This window comes from Escherichia marmotae (genome assembly GCF_002900365.1).
In the GTDB taxonomy this organism is placed as follows: Bacteria; Pseudomonadota; Gammaproteobacteria; order Enterobacterales; family Enterobacteriaceae; genus Escherichia; species Escherichia marmotae.
In genome coordinates this window covers 3417006-3441414 of record NZ_CP025979.1, presented here as the reverse complement: position 1 = coordinate 3441414, position 24409 = coordinate 3417006, and the positions used below count along the sequence as shown (strand labels likewise).

The 24409-nt window shown below is 51.6% G+C and carries 20 protein-coding genes and 3 pseudogenes; 9 read left to right on the top strand and 14 right to left on the bottom strand.

Annotation, left to right across the window (positions count from 1 at the left end):
- Nucleotides 1-47: 47 nt before the first annotated feature.
- Both kdgT and sodA read right to left on the bottom strand, forming a co-directional pair.
- Nucleotides 48-1031 (bottom strand): 2-keto-3-deoxygluconate transporter, encoded by a 984-nt coding sequence (kdgT, locus tag C1192_RS17750; RefSeq protein ID WP_010376485.1) that lies wholly within the window; start codon nucleotides 1029-1031, stop codon nucleotides 48-50.
- 259 nt (nucleotides 1032-1290) lie between these two features.
- Entirely contained in the window at nucleotides 1291-1911 is a 621-nt protein-coding gene (gene sodA, locus C1192_RS17740) for a superoxide dismutase [Mn] (RefSeq protein ID WP_010350891.1), read from the bottom strand.
- A gap of 284 nt (nucleotides 1912-2195) precedes the next feature.
- Here sodA and rhaT point away from each other — a divergent pair, with 284 nt between their 5' ends.
- Nucleotides 2196-3230, top strand: coding sequence for an L-rhamnose/proton symporter RhaT (gene rhaT / locus C1192_RS17735; protein ID WP_001517487.1), 1035 nt, complete (start codon nucleotides 2196-2198; stop codon nucleotides 3228-3230).
- Here the strand turns inward: rhaT and rhaR are convergent.
- Together rhaR and rhaS are read right to left on the bottom strand one after the other, a co-directional pair.
- Nucleotides 3227-4075: an HTH-type transcriptional activator RhaR gene (gene rhaR / locus C1192_RS17730; RefSeq protein ID WP_038355007.1), complete on the bottom strand. Its 849-nt coding sequence runs from the start codon at nucleotides 4073-4075 to the stop codon at nucleotides 3227-3229. The two genes, rhaT and rhaR, sit on opposite strands and share 4 nt — an antisense overlap.
- A gap of 72 nt (nucleotides 4076-4147) precedes the next feature.
- The gene (rhaS, locus tag C1192_RS17725; RefSeq protein WP_016262736.1) at nucleotides 4148-4984 is read right to left on the bottom strand and encodes an HTH-type transcriptional activator RhaS; all 837 of its coding nucleotides are present in this window, start codon (nucleotides 4982-4984) and stop codon (nucleotides 4148-4150) included.
- A gap of 287 nt (nucleotides 4985-5271) precedes the next feature.
- Between rhaS and rhaB the strand changes: the two genes are divergently transcribed.
- The 4 genes from rhaB (at nucleotide 5272) to rhaM (ending at nucleotide 9309) form a co-directional block, all read left to right on the top strand.
- A complete protein-coding gene (gene rhaB, locus C1192_RS17720; protein WP_038355008.1) occupies nucleotides 5272-6741 on the top strand; it encodes a rhamnulokinase in 1470 nt (489 codons plus the stop codon).
- Nucleotides 6738-7997 (top strand): L-rhamnose isomerase, encoded by a 1260-nt coding sequence (rhaA, locus tag C1192_RS17715; protein ID WP_038355009.1) that lies wholly within the window; start codon nucleotides 6738-6740, stop codon nucleotides 7995-7997. The genes rhaB and rhaA overlap by 4 nt, the downstream gene beginning before the upstream one ends.
- A 163-nt stretch (nucleotides 7998-8160) precedes the next feature.
- Nucleotides 8161-8985: a rhamnulose-1-phosphate aldolase gene (gene rhaD / locus C1192_RS17710; protein ID WP_016262733.1), complete on the top strand. Its 825-nt coding sequence runs from the start codon at nucleotides 8161-8163 to the stop codon at nucleotides 8983-8985.
- Between the two features lie 9 nt (nucleotides 8986-8994).
- The gene (rhaM, locus tag C1192_RS17705) at nucleotides 8995-9309 is read left to right on the top strand and encodes an L-rhamnose mutarotase (RefSeq protein WP_000619483.1); all 315 of its coding nucleotides are present in this window, start codon (nucleotides 8995-8997) and stop codon (nucleotides 9307-9309) included.
- A gap of 94 nt (nucleotides 9310-9403) precedes the next feature.
- Here rhaM and C1192_RS25715 read toward each other — a convergent pair.
- The 8 genes and pseudogenes from C1192_RS25715 to C1192_RS17670 all read right to left on the bottom strand — a co-directional run.
- Nucleotides 9404-9496, bottom strand: a pseudogene (locus C1192_RS25715) (MipA/OmpV family protein); the annotation flags it as partial.
- Nucleotides 9477-9674, bottom strand: a pseudogene (locus tag C1192_RS17700) (type II toxin-antitoxin system HicB family antitoxin); the annotation flags it as partial. The pseudogenes C1192_RS17700 and C1192_RS25715, both read right to left, overlap by 20 nt.
- A 235-nt stretch (nucleotides 9675-9909) precedes the next feature.
- The gene (gene aldB, locus C1192_RS17695) at nucleotides 9910-11448 is read right to left on the bottom strand and encodes an aldehyde dehydrogenase AldB (protein ID WP_038355010.1); all 1539 of its coding nucleotides are present in this window, start codon (nucleotides 11446-11448) and stop codon (nucleotides 9910-9912) included.
- Nucleotides 11449-11613: 165 nt separating this feature from the next.
- Nucleotides 11614-12765 carry an L-threonine dehydrogenase gene (gene yiaY, locus C1192_RS17690; protein WP_038355011.1) on the bottom strand — a complete coding sequence of 384 codons (1152 nt, stop codon included), beginning with the start codon at nucleotides 12763-12765 and terminating at the stop codon, nucleotides 11614-11616.
- Nucleotides 12766-12953: 188 nt separating this feature from the next.
- Nucleotides 12954-14798 carry a selenocysteine-specific translation elongation factor gene (gene selB / locus C1192_RS17685; protein WP_038355012.1) on the bottom strand — a complete coding sequence of 615 codons (1845 nt, stop codon included), beginning with the start codon at nucleotides 14796-14798 and terminating at the stop codon, nucleotides 12954-12956.
- Complete coding sequence (selA, locus tag C1192_RS17680; protein ID WP_038355013.1) at nucleotides 14795-16186, bottom strand: L-seryl-tRNA(Sec) selenium transferase; 1392 nt, start codon at nucleotides 16184-16186, stop codon at nucleotides 14795-14797. Before selA ends, selB begins: the two co-directional genes overlap by 4 nt.
- Nucleotides 16187-16283: 97 nt before the next feature.
- Nucleotides 16284-16892, bottom strand: a complete 609-nt coding sequence (locus C1192_RS17675; RefSeq protein WP_038355014.1) for a glutathione S-transferase — start codon at nucleotides 16890-16892, stop codon at nucleotides 16284-16286.
- Between the two features lie 147 nt (nucleotides 16893-17039).
- Complete coding sequence (locus C1192_RS17670; protein ID WP_052463033.1) at nucleotides 17040-18140, bottom strand: autotransporter outer membrane beta-barrel domain-containing protein; 1101 nt, start codon at nucleotides 18138-18140, stop codon at nucleotides 17040-17042.
- Nucleotides 18141-18238: 98 nt separating this feature from the next.
- Between C1192_RS17670 and C1192_RS17665 the strand changes: the two are divergent.
- Nucleotides 18239-18331, top strand: a pseudogene (locus C1192_RS17665) (AraC family transcriptional regulator); the annotation flags it as partial.
- A gap of 153 nt (nucleotides 18332-18484) precedes the next feature.
- Here the strand turns inward: C1192_RS17665 and C1192_RS17660 are convergent.
- Together C1192_RS17660 and C1192_RS17655 are read right to left on the bottom strand one after the other, a co-directional pair.
- Nucleotides 18485-19621, bottom strand: a complete 1137-nt coding sequence (locus C1192_RS17660; RefSeq protein ID WP_001517476.1) for an HlyD family secretion protein — start codon at nucleotides 19619-19621, stop codon at nucleotides 18485-18487.
- Nucleotides 19622-19623: 2 nt separating this feature from the next.
- A complete protein-coding gene (locus C1192_RS17655; protein ID WP_001517475.1) occupies nucleotides 19624-19986 on the bottom strand; it encodes a DUF3302 domain-containing protein in 363 nt (120 codons plus the stop codon).
- A gap of 535 nt (nucleotides 19987-20521) precedes the next feature.
- Between C1192_RS17655 and mtlA the strand changes: the two genes are divergently transcribed.
- From mtlA to mtlR, 3 genes are all read left to right on the top strand, one after another.
- Complete coding sequence (mtlA, locus tag C1192_RS17650) at nucleotides 20522-22435, top strand: PTS mannitol transporter subunit IICBA (RefSeq protein ID WP_000093278.1); 1914 nt, start codon at nucleotides 20522-20524, stop codon at nucleotides 22433-22435.
- A 235-nt stretch (nucleotides 22436-22670) separates the two neighbouring features.
- On the top strand, nucleotides 22671-23819 hold the full coding sequence (gene mtlD / locus C1192_RS17645) for a mannitol-1-phosphate 5-dehydrogenase (RefSeq protein WP_038355015.1): 1149 nt from the start codon (nucleotides 22671-22673) through the stop codon (nucleotides 23817-23819).
- Nucleotides 23819-24406, top strand: coding sequence for a mannitol operon repressor MtlR (gene mtlR, locus C1192_RS17640; RefSeq protein ID WP_000228285.1), 588 nt, complete (start codon nucleotides 23819-23821; stop codon nucleotides 24404-24406). Before mtlD ends, mtlR begins: the two co-directional genes overlap by 1 nt.
- The last annotated feature ends 3 nt before the right edge of the window (nucleotides 24407-24409 follow it).

Sequence of the window (24409 nt, the reverse complement as noted above, 5' to 3'; positions counted from 1 at the left end):
CGGATGACGACAAACCATCCGGCCCCTTGATTTAAATGAATGGGGGATTATTTCACCGCACCTAATATTTCGATCTTCGCCACTCTGGCTTTAACTTTACGCGACCAGACAGAAGTCAAAATCGGCACCAGAATCGAAGTCACAATCACCGACGTTGCCACCAGTGAGGTTGCTGCTGGAGCCATAGGTTTAAAGGCCGGGATCATTTCTGCAATCAGTACCGGCGTAGCCACCGCAGCACCGGCAGAACTGGAAGCCGCAATTCCGGCAGTACCATCGCCACCACCAATCAACTTATCAGCAATAATCAATGGAATACCGGTCACGACAATCACCGCCACACCCAGCAAGATCCCCAGCAAACCAGTCTGAGCAATCACGGTTAAATCAATGGTATTGCCCAATGCAAAGGCAAAGAACGGGATCAGCGTCTGGACTGCTTTGCTGAAAAATTCTCGCAACTCAGGGTCAAGGTTCCCTAACGCAAAGCCTACGAGGAAAGGTAATACCGCACCGACAAAAACATGCGGTTCGAACGAGGCAATTCCGGCGGTTCCCAGAATAATCATCGTCATGAGCGGCCCGGACTCCAGCGACATCAACACAAACGCTCCGGCCTCTTCTTTGGTGCCATACTGTTGCATGATCGAAGCGTAAAGCCCGCCGTTGGTCATATCCATTGCCGCCACCAGCGCCAGCGTTGAAAGTCCGGCAAAGAATCCGACTTCAACGCCATGTTCGGGAATAATGCGCGAGGCAATTGCCGCAACCACCCATGCAACAGCAATTTTGGTTACCACCAACGTGCCGGATTTACGCAACACCGTTCCCGTCGCGCTTAATTTGATCGACGCCCCCATGCAGAAAAACCACACCGCCAGAATCGGCACCGTGCCGGTAATCATCCCGTTAGTGAATGAGCCAAAGTATTTTCCCGCCCCTGGCGAGAAGGTGTGACACAGTGCGCCAAGGAACAACGGGATGAGCATCATCCCCCCTGGGATTTTCTCTATCGTGCGTTTTATCTGCATTTTCATCACCTATCGGCATATTTTTATAGGCTGATGCATACGTCCTTCACGGTGCATCAGTGTTGATGGAAACGAAGATAGACATTCAACAGAGCAATAAAAGTGATCAAAACCACACCAATTGAAACGTTGTTTTATTTTTATAGGATCATTGTTTTTATTTTGAAATTGATCACAAAAAAACCACCGCTATCTGCGATGGTTTGTTTTTTATGCTGGCAAATGGCGTTAACGCCTCATTGCAGCAGGCAATATGCGATTATTTTTTCGCGGCGAAACGTGCCGCTGCTTCGTCCCAGTTCACCACGTTCCAGAACTCTTTAATGTAGTCCGGACGGCGGTTCTGGAATTTCAGGTAGTAAGCGTGTTCCCACACATCCAGACCCAGAACAGGGAAGCCGGAAGCGCCAGAGATAGCTTCGCCCATCAGCGGGGAGTCCTGGTTAGCAGTAGAAACCACCGCCAGTTTATCGCCTTTCAGCACCAGCCATGCCCAGCCGGAACCAAAGCGGGAAGCTGCCGCTTTCTCAAATTCTGCTTTGAAGTTATCAACGGAACCGAAATCACGTTCGATAGCCGCTTTCAGATCGCCCTGCAGGGTGGTGCCTTTTTTCAGGCCTTTCCAGAACAGGCTGTGGTTAGCATGGCCGCCTGCGTTGTTGCGCAAAACGGTTTTCTTGTCTGCTGGCAGTTGATCCAGCTTAGTGATCAGCTCTTCAACCGGCAGGTTGGCAAATTCTGGCAGGCTTTCCAGCGCCGCGTTAGCGTTGTTGACGTAGGCCTGATGGTGTTTGGTGTGGTGGATTTCCATGGTCTGCTTATCGAAGTGCGGTTCCAGGGCATCGTAAGCATACGGCAGGGATGGCAGGGTGTAGCTCATATTCATCTCCAGTATTGTCGGGCGGCCGATTGTTAATGCCGCGTAAGCAGTTGGTTCATTATAGTTAATTAAATGATATTGAAAATGATTATCAATGCCGTACTTTTCGTAAGGATATGGTTTTGCAGGAAAATGCCAGAGATGTGAGCCAAATCACCCACTTAATGCCGTGATTGCCAGTAAATCGGCAACGGCGGCAACAGGCGAAAGGTTAATCGACAGCACGATTTTTACACTCATCTCGTCGGAGATGTGACGCGACGAAAAATGATGAGGATAAGAAAATGAGTAACGCGATTACGATGGGGATTTTTTGGCATTTGATCGGCGCGGCCAGTGCAGCCTGTTTTTACGCTCCGTTCAAAAAAGTAAAAAAATGGTCATGGGAAACCATGTGGTCAGTCGGTGGAATTGTCTCGTGGATTATTCTGCCGTGGGCTATCAGCGCCATGCTACTACCTGATTTCTGGGCATATTATAGCTCGTTCAGCCTCTCTACCTTGCTGCCGGTATTTTTGTTTGGCGCAATGTGGGGGATTGGTAATATCAACTACGGCCTGACCATGCGTTATCTCGGCATGTCGATGGGGATAGGTATCGCCATTGGCATTACGTTGATCGTCGGTACACTGATGACGCCAATTATCAACGGCAATTTCGATGTGTTAATTAATACCGACGGTGGGCGAATGACGTTGCTCGGCGTGCTGGTAGCGCTGATTGGCGTGGGAATTGTGACCCGCGCCGGGCAATTGAAAGAGCGCAAAATGGGCATTAAAGCCGAAGAGTTCAACCTGAAAAAAGGGCTGGTACTGGCGGTGATGTGCGGCATTTTCTCTGCAGGGATGTCCTTTGCGATGAACGCCGCAAAACCAATGCATGAAGCGGCTGCCGCGTTGGGTGTTGATCCATTGTATGTCGCTCTGCCAAGCTATGTTGTCATCATGGGCGGCGGCGCGATTATTAACCTCGGTTTCTGTTTTATTCGTCTGGCAAAAGTGAAAGATTTGTCGCTAAAAGCCGACTTCTCGCTGGCAAAACCGCTGATCATTCACAACATATTGCTCTCGGCGCTGGGCGGTTTGATGTGGTATCTGCAATTCTTTTTCTATGCCTGGGGTCACGCCCGCATTCCGGCGCAATATGACTACATCAGTTGGATGCTGCATATGAGTTTCTACGTTCTGTGCGGCGGTATCGTCGGTCTGGTTCTGAAAGAGTGGAACAATGCGGGTCGCCGTCCGGTAACGGTGTTGAGCCTCGGCTGTGTGGTGATTATTGTCGCCGCCAACATCGTTGGTATGGGCATGGCGAATTAATCTTTCTGGGAACAGAGATGACGCCACTGGCTGGGCGTCATCCCGGTTTCCCGGGTAAACACCACCGAAAAGTAGTTGCTGTCTTCAAAGCCACATTCTGTCGAGATATCACTGATTAACAGGCGGCTATGCTGGAGAAGATATTGCGCATGGCACACTCTGACCTGCCGCAGATATTGATTGATGGTCATGCCGGTCTGCTGGCGAAATTGCTGACGCAGGACGCGTTCACTGCACGATGCCTCATCACAAAATTTATCCAGCGCAAAGGGACTTTTCAGGCTGGCCACCAGCCGGGTAATCAGCTTATCCAGCAACGTTTCGCTGGATGTTGGCGGCAACGAATCACTGGTGTAACGATGACGCTTCAAAAGCATCACCAACTGCCCAAACAGTAACTCCGCCATCTCGTTGGCGAACGGTGCATGCTGACTGCTTTCGTGCTCAAGCTGACCGATAACCTGCCGCGCCTGTGCCATGCCTACGCTACCTAAACGCCAGTGTGATTGTCCTGCGCTGGCGTTAAATCCCGGAATAGCCCCCTGCCAGTCAAGACTAAGCGTCAGTCGCTCCGGGCAATAAATAATGTTCTGCAACACCAGATCGTTAACAGAAGCGTAGGAGTGTTTATCATCAGCGTGAATATAAAAGAGATCGCCACGGGTAATGCGATAAGGGCGATCGTTGAGCACATGCAGACCATTACCGCGCCAGACGATCACCAGTTCACAAAAATCATGTGTATGTTCGGCAAAGACATCCTGCGGATAACGATCAGCAACAGCGACCGCCTGCTGTTCGCTGGCAAAAAAATCTTTTTTGCGAAGGATTAACTGATGAACCACCGTGCCACCTCAGCCAGAAAACGCATTTGATTATTCATAATCTGGCGTGGAAATACGTTGAGAAGATTCGCGTTATTGCAGAAAACCATCCCGCCCCTGGCGAATATCACGCGGTGACCAGTTAAACTCACGGCGAAACAGCGTCGAAAAGTGGTTACTGTCGCTGAACCCGCAGCGATATGCGATTTCGGTCACGCTGGCCTCGCTATGACGTAACAGATGACGCGCCTTCACCAACCGTAAACGGTTAAGGTAACGCTGGGGAGTCAAACCGGTTTGCTGTTTTAGCTGACGATGCAAAGTGCGTAGTGACAGAGAAAACTTATCCGCCACCGTTTCCCAATTCACCTCGTCGGCAAAATGCTCCTCCAGCCAGGCCAGGAGCAAGTTCAGACGTGATTCACGACTTTCCATACTCTCCTGCAAACTGTTTTTACGCAGCAAGAGCAGTAATTGCATAAACAAAATCTCGCGACTGGCTTTCGAGGGTAAATCACTCGCCCTTTCATGCTGTTCCAGTTGCGAAACCAGTTGCCGCACCTGCTGCAATACGCTTTGGCTCACGCGCCAGTGAGACGGATATTGCCCGTCCAGCTCTTGCGGAAGAAGCTGATGCAGCCCGGCGAGAAACTGAAATCGATCCGGTGAGCGATACAGCACATTGGTCAAACACAGATTGTCCGTATGTTCGTATAAATGCCGATCATGATCGCGCACGAAGCAGATTGTGCCACCGGAGATGGTATAAGGCTGCCCATTGAAAACGTGGATACCCGTGCCATGTTCAACAATCACAATCTCATGAAAATCATGGTGATGCTCAGGGAAATCAGCTTGCGGAAGCCGGGGTTCTATCGCCACGGACGCGTGACCAGACGGAAAAAAATCCACACTTTGTAATACGGTCATACTGGCCTCCTGATGTCATCAACATGGCGGAATAGTAATCAAGCGGTTTGGTTCTTACCTTAAATTTTTGACGGCAAAACTCGTAAAAAATGTCGATTTTTCAAGATACAGCGTGAATTTTCAGGAAATGCGGCAAACATCACACCACCACAATTCAGAAAATTGTGAACGCTATCACGTTCATCTTTCCCTGGTTGCCAGTGGTGTATTTTCCTGTCAGTAACAAGAAGGTAGCGAACTCGGGCGCTTTTTAGACTGGTCGTAATGAAATTCAGCAGGATCACATTATGACCTTTCGCAATTGTGTCGCCGTCGATCTCGGCGCATCCAGTGGGCGCGTGATGCTGGCGCGTTACTCCCGTGAATGTCGCAGCCTGACGCTGCGTGAAATCCATCGATTTAACAATGGACTGCATAACCGGAACGGCTATGTCACCTGGGATGTGGATAGCCTGGAGAGCGCCATTCGCCTTGGGCTAAACAAGGTTTGTGAGGAAGGGATTCGTATCGATAGCATCGGTATTGATACATGGGGCGTGGACTATGTACTACTCGACCAACACGGTCAGCGCGTGGGTCTACCTGTTGCTTATCGAGATAGCCGCACCAGTGGTCTGATGGCGCTGGCACAACAGCAATATGGAAAGCGCGATATTTATCAGCGTAGCGGCATTCAGTTTTTGCCCTTCAATACGATCTATCAGCTACGTGCGCTGACAGAGCAACAACCTGAACTTATTCCACACATTGCTCACGCTCTGCTAATGCCGGATTACTTTAGTTATCGCCTGACCGGCAAGATGAACTGGGAGTACACAAACGCCACCACCACGCAACTGGTCAATATCAATAGCGATGACTGGGATGACTCCCTGCTGGCGTGGAGCGGTGCCAACAAAGCCTGGTTTGGCCGCCCGACGCATCCGGGCAATGTCATTGGTCACTGGATTTGTCCGCAGGGTAATGAAATTCCTGTGGTCGCCGTTGCCAGCCATGACACCGCCAGCGCGGTTATCGCTTCGCCGTTAAACGGATCACGCGCCGCTTACCTCTCCTCCGGAACCTGGTCATTGATGGGCTTCGAAAGCCAGACGCCATTCACCAATGATGCGGCGCTGGCAGCCAACATCACCAATGAAGGCGGTGCGGAAGGCCGCTATCGAGTGCTGAAAAATATTATGGGCTTATGGCTGCTTCAGCGGATGCTTCAGGAGCGGCAAATCAACGATCTCCCGGCACTTATCGCTACGACACAGGCGCTTCCGGCCTGCCGCTTCATCATCAATCCCAATGACGATCGCTTTATTAATCCTGACGCGATGTGCAGCGAAATTCAGGCTGCGTGTCGGGAAACGGCGCAACCGATCCCAGAAAGTGATGCTGAACTGGCGCGCTGTATTTTCGACAGTCTGGCAGTGCTGTATGCCGATGTGCTGCATGAACTGGCACAGCTACGCGGTGAAGATTTCTCGCAACTGCATATTGTCGGCGGCGGCAGCCAGAACGCACTACTCAACCAGTTGTGCGCCGATGCCTGCGGTACTCGGGTGATCGCCGGGCCTGTAGAAGCTTCAACGCTCGGCAATATCGGCATCCAGTTAATGGCGCTGGATGAACTCAACAATGTGGATGATTTCCGTCAGGTGGTAAGCGCCACTGCGAATCTGACCACCTTTACCCCTAATCCTGACAGTGAAATTGCCCACTATGTGGCGCAGTTTCGCTCTACACGACAGACTAAGGAGCTTTGCGCATGACCACTCAACTGGAACAGGCCTGGGAACTGGCGAAACAGCGTTTCGCGGCGGTAGGGATTGATGTCGAGGAGGCACTGCGCCAACTTGATCGCTTACCCGTTTCAATGCACTGCTGGCAGGGCGATGATGTTTCTGGTTTTGAAAACCCGGAAGGTTCGCTGACTGGAGGGATTCAGGCCACCGGCAACTACCCGGGAAAAGCGCGCAATGCCGAAGAGCTGCGTGCCGATTTGGAACAGGCTATGCGGCTGATTCCGGGGCCGAAACGGCTTAATTTACATGCGATCTATCTGGAGTCAGACACGCCAGTCTCGCGCGACCAAATCAAACCTGAACACTTCAAAAACTGGGTTGAATGGGCGAAAGCTAATCAAATCGGTCTGGATTTTAACCCTTCCTGTTTCTCGCATCCGCTAAGCGCCGATGGCTTTACGCTCTCACATGCCGACGACCGCATTCGCCAGTTCTGGATTGATCATTGTAAGGCCAGCCGCCGCGTTTCGGCCTATTTTGGCGAACAACTCGGCACGCCATCAGTGATGAACATCTGGATCCCGGATGGCATGAAAGATATCACCATTGACCGCCTTGCCCCGCGCCAGCGTTTGCTGGCAGCACTGGATGAAGTGATCAGCGAAAAGCTGGATCCGGCGCACCATATCGACGCCGTAGAGAGTAAATTGTTTGGCATTGGCGCGGAGAGCTATACGGTTGGCTCTAATGAGTTTTATATGGGTTATGCCACCAGCCGCCAGACTGCGCTGTGCCTGGATGCCGGACACTTCCACCCGACTGAAGTCATTTCCGACAAGATTTCCGCCGCCATGTTGTATGTGCCGCAGTTGCTGCTGCACGTCAGCCGCCCGGTACGCTGGGACAGCGATCACGTCGTGCTGCTGGATGATGAAACCCAGGCGATCGCCAGCGAGATCGTTCGTCATGACCTGTTTGACCGGGTACATATCGGCCTCGACTTCTTTGATGCCTCCATCAACCGCATTGCCGCGTGGGTCATTGGTACACGCAATATGAAAAAAGCTCTGCTGCGTGCGTTGTTAGAACCGACAGCCGAACTGCGCAAGCTGGAAGCGGCAGGCGATTACACCGCGCGACTGGCGTTGCTGGAAGAACAGAAATCGTTGCCGTGGCAGGCGGTGTGGGAAATGTATTGCCAGCGTCATGATACGCCAGTGGGTAGCGAGTGGCTGGAAAGCGTGCGGGCTTATGAAAACACGATTTTGCGTCAACGCGGGTAAATACCGCTGAATGCGGCACAAGTGACTTATCCGATCTACAGGTCAGCAACAGTTATATGCCTGATAAGACGTATCAGGCATTGAGTGCCGGATGCGGCACAGGTGCCTTATCCGGCCTACAGGTCGTGCATCCGACAACACCGAATTTACAGGAACACAGAACATGCAAAACATTACCCAGTCCTGGTTTGTCCAGGGAATGATCAAAGCCACCACCGATGCCTGGCTGAAAGGTTGGGACGAGCGCAACGGCGGCAACCTGACGCTGCGCCTGGATGACGCCGATATCGCGCCTTATCACGACAATTTCCATCCACAACCGCGCTATATCCCGCTCAGTCAGCCAATGCCTTTACTGGCAAATACACCGTTTATCGTCACCGGTTCCGGCAAATTCTTCCGTAACGTCCAGCTCGATCCCGCTGCCAATTTAGGCATCGTAAAAGTCGACAGCGACGGTGCGGGATACCACATTCTCTGGGGGCTAACCAACGAAGCCGTTCCGACCTCCGAACTTCCGGCTCATTTCCTCTCCCACTGCGAACGCATCAAAACCACCAACGGTAAAGATCGGGTGATCATGCACTGCCATGCCACCAACCTCATCGCCCTCACCTATGTGCTGGAAAACGACACGGCGGTTTTCACCCGCCAACTGTGGGAAGGCAGCACCGAGTGCCTGGTGGTATTCCCGGATGGTGTCGGCATTCTGCCGTGGATGGTGCCAGGCACGGACGAAATCGGCCAGGCCACCGCGCAAGAAATGCAAAAACATTCACTGGTACTCTGGCCATTCCACGGCGTCTTCGGCAGCGGTCCGACGCTGGACGAAGCGTTTGGCCTGATCGATACCGCAGAAAAATCGGCGGAAGTGTTGGTAAAAGTGTATTCGATGGGCGGCATGAAACAGACCATCGGCCGTGAGGAGTTGATAGCCCTCGGCAAACGTTTCGGCGTTACGCCACTGGCTAGCGCGCTGGCGCTGTAAGGAGTAAACATGATCCGCAAAGCCTTTGTTATGCAGGTAAACCCCGACGCCCACGACGAGTATCAACGTCGGCATAACCCGATCTGGCCGGAACTGGAAGCGGTATTGAAATCTCACGGCGCGCATAACTACGCTATCTATCTCGATAAAGCGCGAAATTTGCTGTTTGCCAGCGTGGAAATTGAATCTGAAGAACGCTGGAATGCGGTTGCCAGCACTGACGTTTGCCAACGTTGGTGGAAATATATGACCGACGTTATGCCCGCTAATCCGAATAACAGCCCGATCAGTAGCGAGCTACAAGAAGTGTTTTATCTGCCGTAATCCATTGCGGTGCCGGACACCCCTCCGACACCGTAATTACAACTGATTAATATAGATTTTGCTAACGCAATTTATCCAACATCTCCCTGGTCAATTAAAAACGCCAGCTCACACCAGTGACAAACATAAAACTCTCATAACGATCGATCATTGGGCTGTCGGTAATCTCGTCCGGCAGCTTCGGCCAGAAACGCACTTCTGCTGGCGTAATCAGGATGATTGCGCACGTAGGTATCAATCTTGTTCAGTAACCCTTTCGGCATTGTAATATTGATTCGTTCAGCCCGACCTTCGAACTGATTCATATTGATATCTACCAGCAGCCATTGCCCGCCAATAAAGTCCTGCACCCGCTGAGCCAGATGTTTTGGTAGCAATCACGATAGCGCGATTTATATAGGCCGTCAGGTGGATAAAGTTGACTCAGGAATGTCGCTCGGAAGAAGAATAATGGTGTGCAGTAACTTGTTGAAAAGATGCGAGGATACTCGCAATTTAGTTCAATAAATATTCAGCTATTCAAGACGTAAACATTTGAACCGATAAGACGCGCAAGCGTCGCATCAGGCAATGAATACCCGATGCAACCCGTTTTTCACATCAGAACAGCCCCAACGGTTTATCCGAGTAGCTCACCAGCAGACACTTAGTTTGCTGATAATGCTCCAGCATCATCTTATGGGTTTCACGCCCAATACCCGACTGCTTGTAGCCGCCAAACGCCGCATGTGCCGGGTAAGCGTGATAACAGTTGGTCCACACGCGCCCAGCCTGAATGCCGCGCCCCATCTTATAGGCCAGATTGCCGTTACGACTCCAGACGCCTGCGCCCAGGCCATATGGCGTATCGTTGGCAATCTCCAGCGCCTCGTCCATCGTCTTAAATGTCGTCACCGCCAGCACCGGGCCAAAAATCTCTTCCTGGAAGACGCGCATATTATTCTGACCAAACAGGATCGTCGGTTCGAGGTAGTAGCCGTCTTTCAGTTCCCCTTCCAGTAGCTTACGCCGCCCGCCGGTAAACACATCCGCACCCTCTTTTTTACCGATATCAATGTAATTGAGGATGGTTTCCAGTTGCCCGTGAGAAACCTGCGCGCCCATTTGCGTCACGCTGTCGAGCGGGTTACCGCTACGAATGCTTTCAACACGACGGATGGCGCGTTCCATAAAGCGTTCGTAGATAGACTCCTGCACTAAAGCACGACTCGGACAGGTACAGACTTCGCCCTGGTTGAAGGCGAACAATGCAAAGCCCTCCAGCGCCTTGTCGAAGAAAGCATCTTCTTCATCCATGACATCAGCAAAGAATATATTTGGCGACTTACCGCCCAGCTCCAGCGTCACCGGAATAATGTTCTGGGTAGCGTACTGCATAATCTGCTGACCGACTTCCGTTGAGCCGGTAAATGCCACTTTAGCAATGCGTTTTGAGGTCGCCAGATATTCGCCAATTTCGCCACCAGCGCCGTTGACCACGTTGACTACGCCTGGCGGCAGTAAATCACCCACGATTTCCATCAGCAGCAGCACCGAAAGTGGAGTGAGTCGCGCCGGTTTCAGCACCACACAGTTGCCCGCCGCCAGCGCCGGAGCCATTTTCCAACTCGCCATCAACAGCGGGAAGTTCCACGGGATAATTTGCCCCACCACACCTAACGGTTCGTGGAAGTGATAAGCCACAGTTTCGCTATCCACTTCACTGATCCCGCCTTCCTGCGCCCGAATACACGAAGCGAAATAGCGGAAATGGTCAATTGCCAGCGGCACATCGGCAGCACTGGTTTCACGAATGGGCTTGCCGTTATCCCAGGTTTCTGCCGTCGCCAACAGTTCCAGATTTTGCTCCATCCGATCGGCAATCTTAAACAGAATCGCCGCGCGATCCTGCACCGAGGTATGCGCCCATTTATCTTTCGCTTTATGGGCTGCATCCAGCGCCAGATCGATATCGCGTTTGCCCGAAGACGCCACTTCGCACAGAAGCTGCCCGGTCACTGGCGTCAGGTTCTGGTAGTACTCGCCGTCGGCGGGCGCGACCCATTCGCCGCCGATAAAGTTGTCATAGCGGTTTTTTAACTTGAGGGGGAAACCATATTCGCCGGGCTTAATCTGTGCTGAAGGGGGATTGTTGGTCATGGTAGTCTCCTTGCTGTGTGAGGTATAACAAGGGTAGACATGGTTGGTGAAATCTTCGCCAGCCGGTGATAGCTTTACGACGGCAATCACAAATTTACAGGCAAGGATTACAGAGATAGTTGATAAAAAACGGCTGACAATTTGCCAGCCGTTACGGGAAGGTGATTACATCGCAGCGCGATAAATCGCCATAATTTCTTCGTGAGTTGCCTGAATCGGGTTAGTAAAACCGCAGGCGTCTTTCAGGGCATTGGTCGCCAGCACCGCAAAATCTTCCTCTTTTACGTTCAGGTCACGCAGACCCGCAGGGATATTCACTTTCTTCGCCAGTTCACGAATAGCGTTAATGCAGGCTTCTGCACCTTCCGCGTCGTTTTTACCCGTCACGTTCACGCCCATTGCCGCCGCGCAGTCACGCAGACGCGCACCGGCAACTTTGCTGTTGAACACCTGAACATGCGGCAGCAGAACGGCATTGCATACGCCGTGCGGCAGGTTGTAGAAACCGCCTAGCTGGTGCGCCATCGCATGAACATACCCCAGAGAGGCATTGTTGAACGCCATACCCGCGAGGAACTGAGCGTAGGCCATTGCTTCACGCGCTTTAACGTTGCTGCTATCTTCTACTGCTACTGGCAGGTTTTCGGCAATCATGGTCACTGCTTTCAATGCGCAAGCGTCGGTGATCGGCGTTGCCGCAATAGAAACATACGCTTCGATGGCGTGCGTTAAGGCGTCCATCCCGGTAGCGGCAGTCAGTGATTTCGGCATACCGATCATCAGCGAGGAGTCATTGACAGAAAGCAGCGGAGTCACGTGTTTATCCACAATCGCCATTTTGATGTGACGCGCTTCGTCGGTGATGATGCAGAAACGGGTCATTTCAGACGCAGTGCCCGCAGTGGTATTGATGGCAATCATCGGCAACTGCGGTTTTGCAGAGCGATCAACGCCTTCGTAATCGCGAATATCACCACCGTTGGCTGCCACCAGCGCAATACCTTTTGCGCAGTCGTGCGGAGAACCACCACCTAAGGAAATCACGCTATCACAATTATTTTCTTTTAGTAATTTCAAACCTGTCGCGACATTTTCCGTGGTTGGGTTCGGCTGGGTGCCATCATAAATAACGCTAAAAATATTGCGTTCTTCCAGTGCTTTTTGCACATCACCCGCCATGCCTAATTTCGTTAACATATTGTCAGTAACAATTAATGTACGGCGAAATCCATATTCTGCCATCATATTCATTGCATCATTCAATGAATCAGCACCGATGACATTCACTGAAGGAATAAAAAAGGTTGAAGCTGCCATAAAACACTCCTGGAAGAGTAAAAAGGGCTGGCAGATTACAAAGTATTTTCATTCGAAAATATGATCGACATTCCCGTTTATTAAAATATTTTTAATAAAAAGCACGTTATATTCATCATACAACGTGCTTCCTTAATATTAATAAGAACTTTGTATTAATTCATATTTATTATGAATTAATTATTTCCTTATTTTTCGGGAAATAATAATGCGTCACGTAATAAATGATCATTTCCACGGCGACGCGTAAAGCCAATCCGGTCAAAATATTCCAGAATTTGAATCGCCAGTTTTCGGCCAACGCCTAAGCGATCGCGGAAATCCGCCGCGCAGGTCGAGCCACACTCCTGATCGAGATCACGGATCATATTGGCAAACTCGACAATTCGATCATTGCGATAGTAACGATCTTTGACGATCGCCGTAATTATCCCCTGCTGTGCCGCCTGGCGCAGCGTCAGGCGCATTGCCTGCTCGTCGGTCCCCGTCTCTTTTGCCAGGTCGCGTACCCACCACGGCTCGTCGCCAAACAGCGGTTCCACTTTTTGCCAGATAGCCTGCTGCTCTTCGCTAAATCCGGCTTTGTGATCCGGCAGATGCAGCCAGCCGTGATGGCTGTGGATCTCGCCGCTTTCGCGCATCTTTTCAATCAGCAACAGTACCAGGGCTTCATCTTCCATCGGCAACGCCATGCGCCGCAGACGTTCGCGTCCCGGCCCTGGTTCGTCGCGATGCTGTTCATGATAAGCCGCTAATGTGTCGAGAATTTTACGCTGCCAGCGAGCAGCAACCGGTGCATTCAGCAAGCTATAACCGGCCTGAATATAGCCCGGCTGTTGCAGCAATTCGCGCATCCCTTCGCCGTTGAGCTGACGCGCCCATGCAAAATCCGCGAGATTCACCGCACCGCGCTCCAGGTGAACAGCCAGCGCTTCGGCATCATTCTGCACCCGTGCCAGTGACGCCAGCCATTGCAGATATTCCGGCTTACGTTTACCGCGGCGCGGCGGGTTGAGCATCACCACGCGGGCACCCGCCAGCGTATTGCGGGCCGAGATATCGCGTAGCACTAAGCGATCGTTATCCGCCAACCATAGCGGCGTGTCGAACACCAGTTCGGCAAGGTTATCTTCCAACAGCGAAACACGCCCCGTAACGTGGCTGGCGGCGTGGTGAATATGCAGCGGCTGCCACTGGGTCAGCGGCGTATGGGTTTGAAGCTCGACAATCACCCGCGTGAACGGATCTGGCGGCACATCTGCCAGCAGCCAGTCGCCTCGATTAATCTGTTCTTTCTCCGCATCACCGGCGATATTAAGCGCAATACGCTGCCCAGCATGGGCGGTTTCTGTTGGTTGATTTTGCGCATGGAGAGCACGCACGCGCATCGGTTTATTTACCCCCGTCAACCATAATGAATCGCCAACATTCACTTCCCCACTTAACGCCGTACCCGTCACCACCAGCCCGGCACCTTTTACGGTAAAAGCACGGTCGATAGCGAGGCGGAAACTGTGCTGACTGGCGTGTTCACGTTCCGGCAACTGAAGCAGATGTTCGCGCAGAGCATCAATTCCCCTTCCTTCAGTCGCTGCGGTGACAAACAGTTTTGCCTCAGCAAAACCGTATTTCCGCAGCACCTCCTTTACCTGGCGTTCAACCTCATCAACGCGCGCTTCGTCCACGCGATCGGCTTTGGTCAGCGCGACCGTCAGCATCGGGTTACCGGTAAGCTGCAAAATCGCCAGATGCTCACGGGTCTGTGCCATCACTCCGTCATCGCACGCCACCACTAACAGCGCATGATCGATACCACCAACGCCCGCCAGCATGTTGGAAAGAAACTTTTCATGGCCGGGAACATCAATAAATCCAGGAACGCGTCCATCCGGCTGCGGCCAGTAGGCATAGCCGAGATCGATGGTCATACCGCGCTTTTTTTCTTCCGGCAGACGGTCGGCATTTACGCCAGTAATCGCCTGTAATAATGTCGTTTTGCCGTGGTCAACGTGTCCGGCAGTCGCAATAATCATTTCAACAACATCTCCAAAAACCGTTGCTCATCTTCAAGGCAGCGTAAATCCAGCCACAGACGCCCGTCGTAAATGCGGCCAATCACTGGCACCGGCAATTCACGCCAGCGGGCGGCTAATGCCTCAAGGTGGCTACCGCGTCCATCATGAGGTGTAAACGTTAATGCCGCGCTCGGCAGGCGATCAACAGGCAGCGAACCACTGCCGATCTGCGACAAGCATGGCATAACTTGTACCGCAAACTCCGCGCCGTAATGTGCGGCAAGGGGAGCCTGTAAACGTTGCGCCTGGATTTGAATGACCTCTGCGCTGCGGGTAAGCAGACGCAGGGTCGGTAATTTTTCTGTCAGAGCCTCAGGGTGTAAATAAAGACGCAGCGTGGCTTCCAGCGCCGCGAGGGTCATTTTATCTGCGCGTAATGCACGCTTCAGCGGGTGACTTTGCAGCCGGACGATCATCTCTTTTTTACCGACGATAATCCCTGCCTGTGGCCCGCCTAACAGCTTGTCGCCGGAGAAGCTCACGAGGCTGACGCCCGCGGCAATCAACTCCTGTGGCATCGGCTCTTTCGGCAAACCGTACTGGCTAAGATCGACCAGCGAACCGCTGCCTAAATCAGCCACTACTGGAACATCCAGCTCTCTACCGAGCACCACCAACTCCGCTTCGTCTACCGCTTTGGTGAACCCCTGAATGCTGTAGTTACTGGTATGCACCTTCATCAACAGCGCGGTATTTTCATTCACCGCCTGACGATAATCATTAGCGTGGGTACGGTTGGTGGTTCCTACTTCATGCAGGGTACAACCTGCCTGACGCATTACGTCAGGGATACGAAACGAGCCACCAATCTCCACCAGTTCACCGCGAGAAACCACCACCTCTTTGCCGCTGGCAGTTGCTGCCAGCATTAACAGCACCGCCGCCGCATTGTTATTGACGATGCAGGCATCTTCCGCGCCAGTAAGGCGGCACAACAACTGTGCCAGCGCGCGATCGCGATGCCCACGTCCGGCGTCATCCAGATCATATTCCAGCGTCACCGGTGAACGCATAACTTGCGCAACAGCTTCCACCGCCGCTTCCGCCTGCAATGCCCGACCAAGATTAGTATGCAGCACCGTTCCCGTCAGGTTGATCACCGGACGCAGCGCGCTCTGCGCCTCTTTCGCCAGTCGGGCGTTGACTTCTTGCGCCCAGTTCTCACACCACGCGGGTAGCGTCTGACTGTCGCGAATTACTTCTCGCGCTTCGTCAAGCATCTGACGCAGCAACTCCACCACGCGAGTGTGGCCATAAGTATCACGTAAAGAAAGGAAGGAACTATCACGCAATAAGCGATCAATAGCGGGAAGCTGACTATAGAGGGAACGCGTTTCGGTTGTCATAGGAAACCAGGCTCATCAAGGCCCTCTCACACGGAGAAGGGCGTTTAACATAACCGCAGATTGTAACGTGAGAAGTGTCTGGAGGACATATCGCGCATCAAGCCTTTGGCGGTTCGGTGCGAGCGAAGCTTTCGCGGCTAAAGAGATTCTCGACCAGTTTGACTAAGTGTAGGCGGTCCACACACCAGCCTGGCGCAACGCGGCGGAAATTGAGATACCCGACGGCACAGGCAATAGCGATAGTCGCCAGATTGACCGTATCGGTTTTGAGCGTGCCATCGACCAGATATCCTTCCAGCACATCCAGACTGCGGTTGATTTTCTCCCGCTGGCGTAACAGCTCATCTTCAGACTGCTGCGCCGCCGGGCGCGCCTGCTCACGCACCGAAGCCAGCCCGGCATCCATAATGCCATCTGCCAACGCCTCAATCTTACGCACTCGCAACGACTCTAGCGGATCGCGCGGCAGCATCGCCGGAGCAACGTTCATTAATTCGATATATTCGGCAATGATTGGCGAATCAAACCAGCATTCGCCCTCTTCGGTCACCAGCACCGGCACTTTCCCTAACGGGTTAAATTTCGCCACGCCGTTGTCTACGTTATAGGGCAGTTCATTGATAAATTCGAAAGTAATGCCCTTTTCTAACAACAGAATAGAAAGTTTGCGTACAAACGGGCTGGTGTAGCTACCGATGAGTTTCATTATGTTTCCTTTTTGTTAACAAAATATGAGTATGACCCAGGGTTAAAAAAAAGGGCAGATGTTATTGATATGAGCGTGATGACAAACACAAGATGGCCCGATACGTACACATACCGGGCCTTGTAAATGAAACGATCTTTTTAAATATCAGAATGAATAGCGGATATTCGCATTGATAGCATTATCGACGTTGTACTTACCAAATGCTGATTTCTCAACGGTCAGGCCGATACGGGTATTGTCTTTAATGCGTGTATCAATCCCAATGTTGGCTAACATACGACCATCTTTACCGTTGTACACGGTGGACTCACCAGCAAAATCACGGTAAGTAGTGGTGCCAGAATTCCGCAGGTCAAACTGATAACTTAAACCTGCCTTCGCTGTAACCTGCCAGTCGTGACCATCCAGCGTTTTTCCGAATTCCACACCAGTACGGCCAATCAAGGGGTTTGCCGTTTTACGCTTCATGCTGATATCCATGCCGTTGTATTGCCAGTTAAAGGTATTGCCTGACAACGTGCCGTAGACCAGTTCAACCTGCGGTTCAATAAAGACATCAGGCTTCCACTGATAGTGCCAGCCGGTTTCTGCGCCTAAATACCAGGAGTGGGCAGTATCGTCTGCCTTTAATCCCATCGTTTGCAGCAAATAGTCGTTGCTGTGATGGACATATTTACCGATTACGTCAACATACACGCCTGAATCAAACAATGTCGATGCGTACAGTCCACCACCTACGGAACGGGTTTTCCCCTGATAACTTTCCGCGCTGGCTTTACTATCGGTAAAGGTCATCATGACGCCTGTAAAGAGGTCTCCCCCCTCAAAATGATGCTTTCTGTCGGCACCAACCTGCAGATGCATGTGGCGATCAGAGAATCCCCCCTCACCTGAACCAGAAGTGGTCATAAACCGTGCCCAGGCACCGGCTTCTCCTTGGGTATCGCGTAGATCACCCATACGTCGGTTAAGGTTATTCACCTCAGATAGGAAGTTTCTGTACCGGATATCCATAAAGCGCTGACTTTCACTGAGTGCAGCATTATTACGCTGAACATCGAATCCTTTCAGACGCCACTGTGTGGCACTGTCAGTATTTACCACCTCAATATCAGGGGTCATTGAGTGAAAACCCATTTGTTGAGTCACAGTTTTAAACGCCTGGGTATTGTTGGTTCCATTTTCTGCCGTGATCAACGGAATATCGCCGACAGACATTTCGTTAAGCGGTTTAGTCGGTTTCACATACAGAATATTGTTCTCTGTGATTAACTTATCAACAACCGTAATATTTAGCCGGACTCTCAAAAAATGCATGGAACTAAAACGGGTCTATTTACAGATATACAAGCACATCTTATTTCATTCGAAACTTCAAAAGTTACTTTGGTATTACACCGAAACAGTTTTCTCTCAAGGTAAAAAGAAAAAATTAAATGTCCACTTTCTGGTATCAGGGGAGCGTTTATATGCTCAGTGGACTAGACAAAAAGGACACGAGTTTCGCAGGCCGAACAGCGAATACTCATGTCCTGTATTTGCAACTTTTTTAGCTCTCAACCACATTTATGCGACTCAATACCCAACATTCAATGATCCAAATAAAGATAATGCATCCAACTGGTCATTCTCAGCAGCACCTTCCGCATTACTGAAACATGGCTGAAATGGTCGGAGTAAACCGCCACCTGGGCGTAGATGCCATCAGGTAAAGCATCAATATCAGCGTTAGGGTCCAGTTCGATGGTTCCCAGCACACCGTCAGTTCCAGGCACGACCGTTAATGATTGCAGTACCCCCTGCGCCTGGTACGAACCTCCAGGCACCACCGGCAAGATACTGGTCAGTTTGCCGTGGAATACCTGCCCCGGCAGCGCGTTAAATACCACTTCCGCATCATCGCCGGGTTTCAGACGCAACAGCGAGTTTTGCCGGAACTGGGCGACAATTTGCCGTTTTTGCTCAGGGATAAAGACCATCACCGGACGCAGCGGCAAAGCTGCCGCGTAAGTGCCTGGACGGATTAGCACCTGAGTAACATAGCCATTGCTCGGTGCACGAATAATGGTCTGCTCAAGGTTATATTTCGCTTCGGTAAGTTGCGCCCTTAAGCTGACAATCTGCGACTGCTCGCCGTTGACCATGCTGTCGAGTTGGCTCTGGATCTGCGCCTGCTCCGCCACGGAACCTTTCACCAGCGCATCCTGGGCGAGAAAATTTTGCCGCGCGTCGTCGATGTCACGTTCCGAAAACGGATTCACCGCCGCCTGGCTACCTTTCAGGTAACGTTGATAATTTTTAAACAGCCGGTCGCGCTCCGCTGAAACCTGAGTGGTGTTAGCCTGCGCTTCAGTGAGCTGCGCTTGCAGCGTCTTAATATTATGTGTCGCCGTCATCAGGTCGGCCTGAAGTCGGTCTACCCGCGCCTGATAACGCACCGGGTCGAGCTTAAAAAGCACCTCGCCCTTTTGAATAAGCTGATTATTTTTGTCCGTGACTTCAGTAACAATCCCTGTGACCTGGGGCGTGATGGGGATGGCAATCACCGCCTTTTGCGCCATAAAGGTGTAGGGATGGTTATAGTTCATCAATAAAATCAAACCACTCACCAGAAACACGCCACCGAGCGCCGCCGTCGCCAGCGTCCACTGATTCACCGGAATACGGAAGATTTTAAATATCGCCCACGCCAGCGCCACGTAAGTTAAGACAATCAACAGATCCATGATTAGATCTCCGGAAACGTGGAGTAGTCAGGTTTTTTCTCAGCAGCGAGTTGCTGCTCCAGCCGGGAGATGCGATCAGAAAGCGCGGCAATTTCTGGGTCAGGCGTTTTCTCTTGCGGTGTAATATGCGACTGCATCCCCCAGCCGCGCTCCGGTTGGTAAAGCGTGGCCCAGATCCACAGGAACGGCCAGATAATGTGGAGTGTAAATAAGCTGACCCACCCTGCGGTATGAATGGCGTCGGCATGAGGATGGTTGCGTTTTTTGGCAATCAAATAGGGGATGTCATGTATCGCGATGATTCCATAAAAGATCACCAGAAAGACGAAAATCAGCACTCCCAACGCGAAATAGTTTAGAAACATAGCTGCCTCGGATTCACGCTTATCAGAGTTGTTATGGGCTGGCAGCCAGATGGGCGTCGGGCTGATTATTTGACAATAATCCGGGTTTGCGATTCTCGCCATCACACCGAAGAATAATTTTAAGCGGTGATGAGTTACTCAGTGACATAGCGGCCTTAAGGCAGAGCCAGAACATGCCGTAGATCACATCGGGTGAACGACTTAAGAAAATATCTTGTGATTTAGATCACAAAGATTCAACAAACCATCAAAGAAAAAACGTGACAAACCTCACATTTAAATGCCATTTTTAGCGAAAATCACCGTCTTGTTGTTTTTTTACACAAGTATTTTGTGATGAATATCACGTCAATTACCTCTCTACCCCCTATATTTATGTGATTGATATCACACAAAAGACCGTCGACTGGACAGTTAACCGATTCAGTGCCAGATTTCGCAGTATCTACAAGGTCCGGCTACCTCTGCCGCCACATTAACAAAAAACCTCGGGCTTCCAGCCTGCGCGACAGCAAACATAAGAAGGGGTGTTTTTATGTCATCCGATATTAAGATCAAAGTGCAAAGCTTTGGTCGTTTCCTCAGCAACATGGTGATGCCAAATATCGGCGCGTTTATCGCGTGGGGTATCATCACCGCGTTATTTATTCCAACAGGGTGGTTACCGAACGAAACGCTGGCGAAGCTGGTCGGGCCGATGATCACTTATCTCCTGCCGCTGCTGATCGGTTATACCGGTGGTAAGTTGGTAGGTGGTGAACGTGGCGGCGTGGTCGGTGCTATCACCACCATGGGCGTTATCGTCGGCGCAGATATGCCGATGTTCCTCGGTTCTATGATTGCAGGCCCGCTGGGCGGCTGGTGCATTAAGCATTTCGACCGCTGGGTAGATGGTAAGATCAAATCCGGTTTTGAGATGCTGGTGAACAACTTCTCTGCCGGTATCATGGGGATGATCCTCGCGATTCTGGCATTCATGGGGATTGGTCCGCTGGTTGAAGCCCTGTCTAAAATGCTGGCTGCGGGCGTTAACTTCATGGTTGTCCATGACATGCTGCCGCTGGCGTCTATCTTTGTTGAACCGGCGAAAATCCTGTTCCTTAACAACGCCATTAACCACGGTATCTTCTCGCCGCTGGGTATTCAGCAGTCCCATGAGATGGGCAAATCCATCTTCTTCCTGATTGAAGCAAACCCGGGTCCGGGTATGGGCGTTCTGCTGGCGTACATGTTCTTTGGTCGTGGTAGCGCTAAACAGTCTGCGGGCGGTGCGGCAATCATCCACTTCCTGGGCGGTATCCACGAAATCTACTTCCCGTATGTGCTGATGAATCCGCGTCTGATCCTCGCCGTTATCCTCGGCGGTATGACTGGCGTGTTTACGCTGACTATTCTGGGCGGTGGTCTGGTTTCTCCGGCATCTCCGGGTTCTATCCTCGCGGTACTGGCGATGACGCCAAAAGGTGCTTACTTCGCTAACATCGCGGGTGTATGTGCGGCAATGGCGGTTTCCTTCGTTGTCTCTGCCATTCTGCTGAAAACCAGCAAAGTGAAAGAGGAAGACGATATTGAAGCGGCAACTCGCCGTATGCAGGACATGAAAGCTGAGGCTAAAGGCGCGTCTCCGCTGTCTGCTGGTGATGTGACTAACGACCTGAGTCACGTGCGTAAAATCATCGTTGCCTGTGACGCTGGTATGGGTTCCAGTGCAATGGGCGCAGGTGTGCTGCGTAAGAAAATTCAGGATGCCGGTCTGTCACAGATTTCCGTCACTAACAGCGCGATCAATAACCTGCCGCCAGATGTGGACCTCGTCATCACTCACCGTGATCTGACCGAGCGCGCTATGCGTCAGGTTCCGCAGGCTCAGCATATTTCGCTGACTAACTTCCTCGACAGTGGCCTGTACACCAGCCTGACCGAACGTCTGGTTGCTGCCCAGCGCCATACTGAAAACGAAGAGAAAGTGAAAGACAGCCTGAAAGACAGCTTTGACGATTCTAACGCCAACCTGTTCAAACTGGGCGCGGAGAACATCTTCCTCGGTCGTAAAGCGGCAACTAAAGAAGAAGCTATTCGCTTTGCTGGCGAACAACTGGTGAAAGGCGGTTACGTTGAGCCGGAATACGTACAGGCAATGCTGGATCGTGAAAAACTGACCCCGACCTATCTGGGTGAGTCTATCGCCGTGCCGCACGGTACGGTTGAAGCGAAAGATCGCGTGCTGAAAACTGGCGTCGTGTTCTGTCAGTACCCGGAAGGCGTGCGCTTCGGTGAAGAAGAAGATGACATTGCCCGTCTGGTGATTGGTATTGCTGCCCGTAACAACGAGCACATTCAGGTTATCACCAGCCTGACCAACGCGCTGGATGATGAGTCCGTCATTGAGCGTCTGGCACACACCACCAGCGTGGATGAAGTGCTGGAACTGTTGGCCGGTCGTAAGTAACCCATTCCCACCCTCTCCACATGGAGAAGGTGTGGCTAATTGCCTGATGCGCTACGCTTATCAGGCCTACAAAACAAAGTGCAATTTATTGAATTTACTCGTTCTTGTAGGCCGGATAAAGCGTTTACGCCGCATCCGGCAATATCTCGGCCCCTCTCCTCATGGAGAGGGTTTGGGTGAGGGAAATGCCTCACCCCAGCCCTCTCGGATAAAAACATTGATGAAGGTTAATACTATGAAAGCATTACATTTTGGCGCAGGTAACATCGGTCGTGGCTTTATCGGTAAACTGCTGGCTGATGCGGGTATTCAACTGACATTTGCCGATGTCAATCAGGTGGTACTTGATGCCCTGAATGCCCGTCATAGCTACCAGGTTCATGTGGTCGGTGAAACCGAGCAGGTCGATACCGTTTCCGGCGTTGATGCCGTCAGCAGTATTGGTGATGACGTGGTGGATTTAATCGCTCAGGTCGATTTAGTCACTACCGCCGTTGGTCCGGTCGTGCTGGAACGAATTGCTCCGGCGATTGCTAAAGGGCTGGTGAAACGCAAAGAACAAGGTAATGCATCCCCACTGAACATCATCGCGTGTGAAAACATGGTTCGCGGCACCACTCAGTTGAAAGGCCATGTAATGAATGCCCTGCCGGAAGAAGCAAAAGCGTGGGTTGAAGAACACGTTGGCTTTGTCGATTCCGCCGTTGACCGCATCGTGCCACCTTCTGCTTCTGCAACCAACGATCCGCTGGAAGTGACGGTAGAAACCTTCAGCGAATGGATTGTCGATAAAACTCAATTCAAAGGCGCGCTGCCAAACATCCCAGGTATGGAGCTAACCGACAACCTGATGGCATTTGTTGAGCGTAAACTCTTCACCCTGAATACGGGCCATGCTATAACCGCGTACCTCGGAAAACTGGCGGGTCATCAGACCATTCGTGACGCAATTCTCGATGAGAAAATCCGTGCGGTGGTAAAAGGTGCGATGGAAGAAAGCGGCGCGGTGCTAATCAAGCGCTACAGTTTTGATGCTGATAAACATGCTGCGTATATCCAGAAAATCCTCGGCCGTTTTGAAAACCCGTATCTGAAAGATGATGTGGAGCGTGTAGGCCGTCAGCCGCTGCGTAAACTGAGCGCCGGAGATCGTCTGGTAAAACCGCTGCTGGGTACGCTGGAGTACGGTTTACCGCACAAAAACCTGATTCAGGGTATTGCTGCCGCCATGCACTTCCGCAGTGAAGAAGATCCACAGGCTCAGGAACTGGCTGCGCTGATTGCCGACAAAGGGCCGCAGGCTGCGCTGGCACAGATTTCCGGGCTTGATGCCAACAGCGAGGTTGTCACAGAAGCGGTAACCGCTTATAACGCAATGCAATAATGGTGGACCAGGCGCAGGGGTCCCTGCGCCCGAATAACAGATTGTCAGATATGCAGGCAACAATGGAACAAACCCAGGCCTTTGAAAACCGTGTGCTTGAGCGTCTGAATGCTGGCAAAACCGTGCGAAGCTTTCTGATTACCGCCGTCGATCTCCTGACCGAGGCGGTGAATCTTCTGGTGCTTCAGGTATTCCGCAAAGACGATTACGCGGTGAAGTATGCTGTAGAACCGTTACTCGACGGCAATGGCCCGCTGGGCGATCTGTCCGTGCGCTTAAAGCTGATTTATGGGCTTGGCGTAATCAGTCGCCATGAATACGAAGATGCGGAACTGTTGATGGCACTGCGGGAAGAGCTGAACCACGACGGCAACGAGTACGCGTTTACCGATGATGAAATTCTTGGGCCATTTGGCGAACTGCATTGCGTGGCGGCGCTACCACCGCCGCCACAGTTTGAACCAGCAGACTCCAGTTTGTACGCGATGCAAGTTCAACGCTATCAACAAGCTGTGCGATCAACAATGGTCCTTTCACTGACAGAGCTGATTTCCAAAATCAGCTTAAAAAAAGCCTTTCAAAAGTAAGCA

Bases quoted from the DNA above. Each gene is read 5' to 3' on its own strand.
- kdgT (WP_010376485.1), bottom strand. From the start codon at position 1,031: ATGCAGATAAAACGCACGATAGAGAAAATCCCAGGGGGGATGATGCTC.
- C1192_RS17655 (WP_001517475.1), bottom strand. From the start codon at position 19,986: ATGTTTCTAAACTATTTCGCGTTGGGAGTGCTGATTTTCGTCTTTCTG.
- mtlA (WP_000093278.1), top strand. From the start codon at position 20,522: ATGTCATCCGATATTAAGATCAAAGTGCAAAGCTTTGGTCGTTTCCTC.
- mtlD (WP_038355015.1), top strand. From the start codon at position 22,671: ATGAAAGCATTACATTTTGGCGCAGGTAACATCGGTCGTGGCTTTATC.
- rhaD (WP_016262733.1), top strand. From the start codon at position 8,161: ATGCAAAACATTACCCAGTCCTGGTTTGTCCAGGGAATGATCAAAGCC.
- selB (WP_038355012.1), bottom strand. From the start codon at position 14,798: ATGATTATTGCGACTGCCGGACACGTTGACCACGGCAAAACGACATTA.
- rhaT (WP_001517487.1), top strand. From the start codon at position 2,196: ATGAGTAACGCGATTACGATGGGGATTTTTTGGCATTTGATCGGCGCG.
- C1192_RS17660 (WP_001517476.1), bottom strand. From the start codon at position 19,621: ATGGATCTGTTGATTGTCTTAACTTACGTGGCGCTGGCGTGGGCGATA.
- C1192_RS17675 (WP_038355014.1), bottom strand. From the start codon at position 16,892: ATGAAACTCATCGGTAGCTACACCAGCCCGTTTGTACGCAAACTTTCT.
- rhaA (WP_038355009.1), top strand. From the start codon at position 6,738: ATGACCACTCAACTGGAACAGGCCTGGGAACTGGCGAAACAGCGTTTC.
- rhaM (WP_000619483.1), top strand. From the start codon at position 8,995: ATGATCCGCAAAGCCTTTGTTATGCAGGTAAACCCCGACGCCCACGAC.
- mtlR (WP_000228285.1), top strand. From the start codon at position 23,819: ATGGTGGACCAGGCGCAGGGGTCCCTGCGCCCGAATAACAGATTGTCA.
- yiaY (WP_038355011.1), bottom strand. From the start codon at position 12,765: ATGGCAGCTTCAACCTTTTTTATTCCTTCAGTGAATGTCATCGGTGCT.
- rhaS (WP_016262736.1), bottom strand. From the start codon at position 4,984: ATGACCGTATTACAAAGTGTGGATTTTTTTCCGTCTGGTCACGCGTCC.
- aldB (WP_038355010.1), bottom strand. From the start codon at position 11,448: ATGACCAACAATCCCCCTTCAGCACAGATTAAGCCCGGCGAATATGGT.
- sodA (WP_010350891.1), bottom strand. From the start codon at position 1,911: ATGAGCTACACCCTGCCATCCCTGCCGTATGCTTACGATGCCCTGGAA.
- rhaB (WP_038355008.1), top strand. From the start codon at position 5,272: ATGACCTTTCGCAATTGTGTCGCCGTCGATCTCGGCGCATCCAGTGGG.
- selA (WP_038355013.1), bottom strand. From the start codon at position 16,186: ATGACAACCGAAACGCGTTCCCTCTATAGTCAGCTTCCCGCTATTGAT.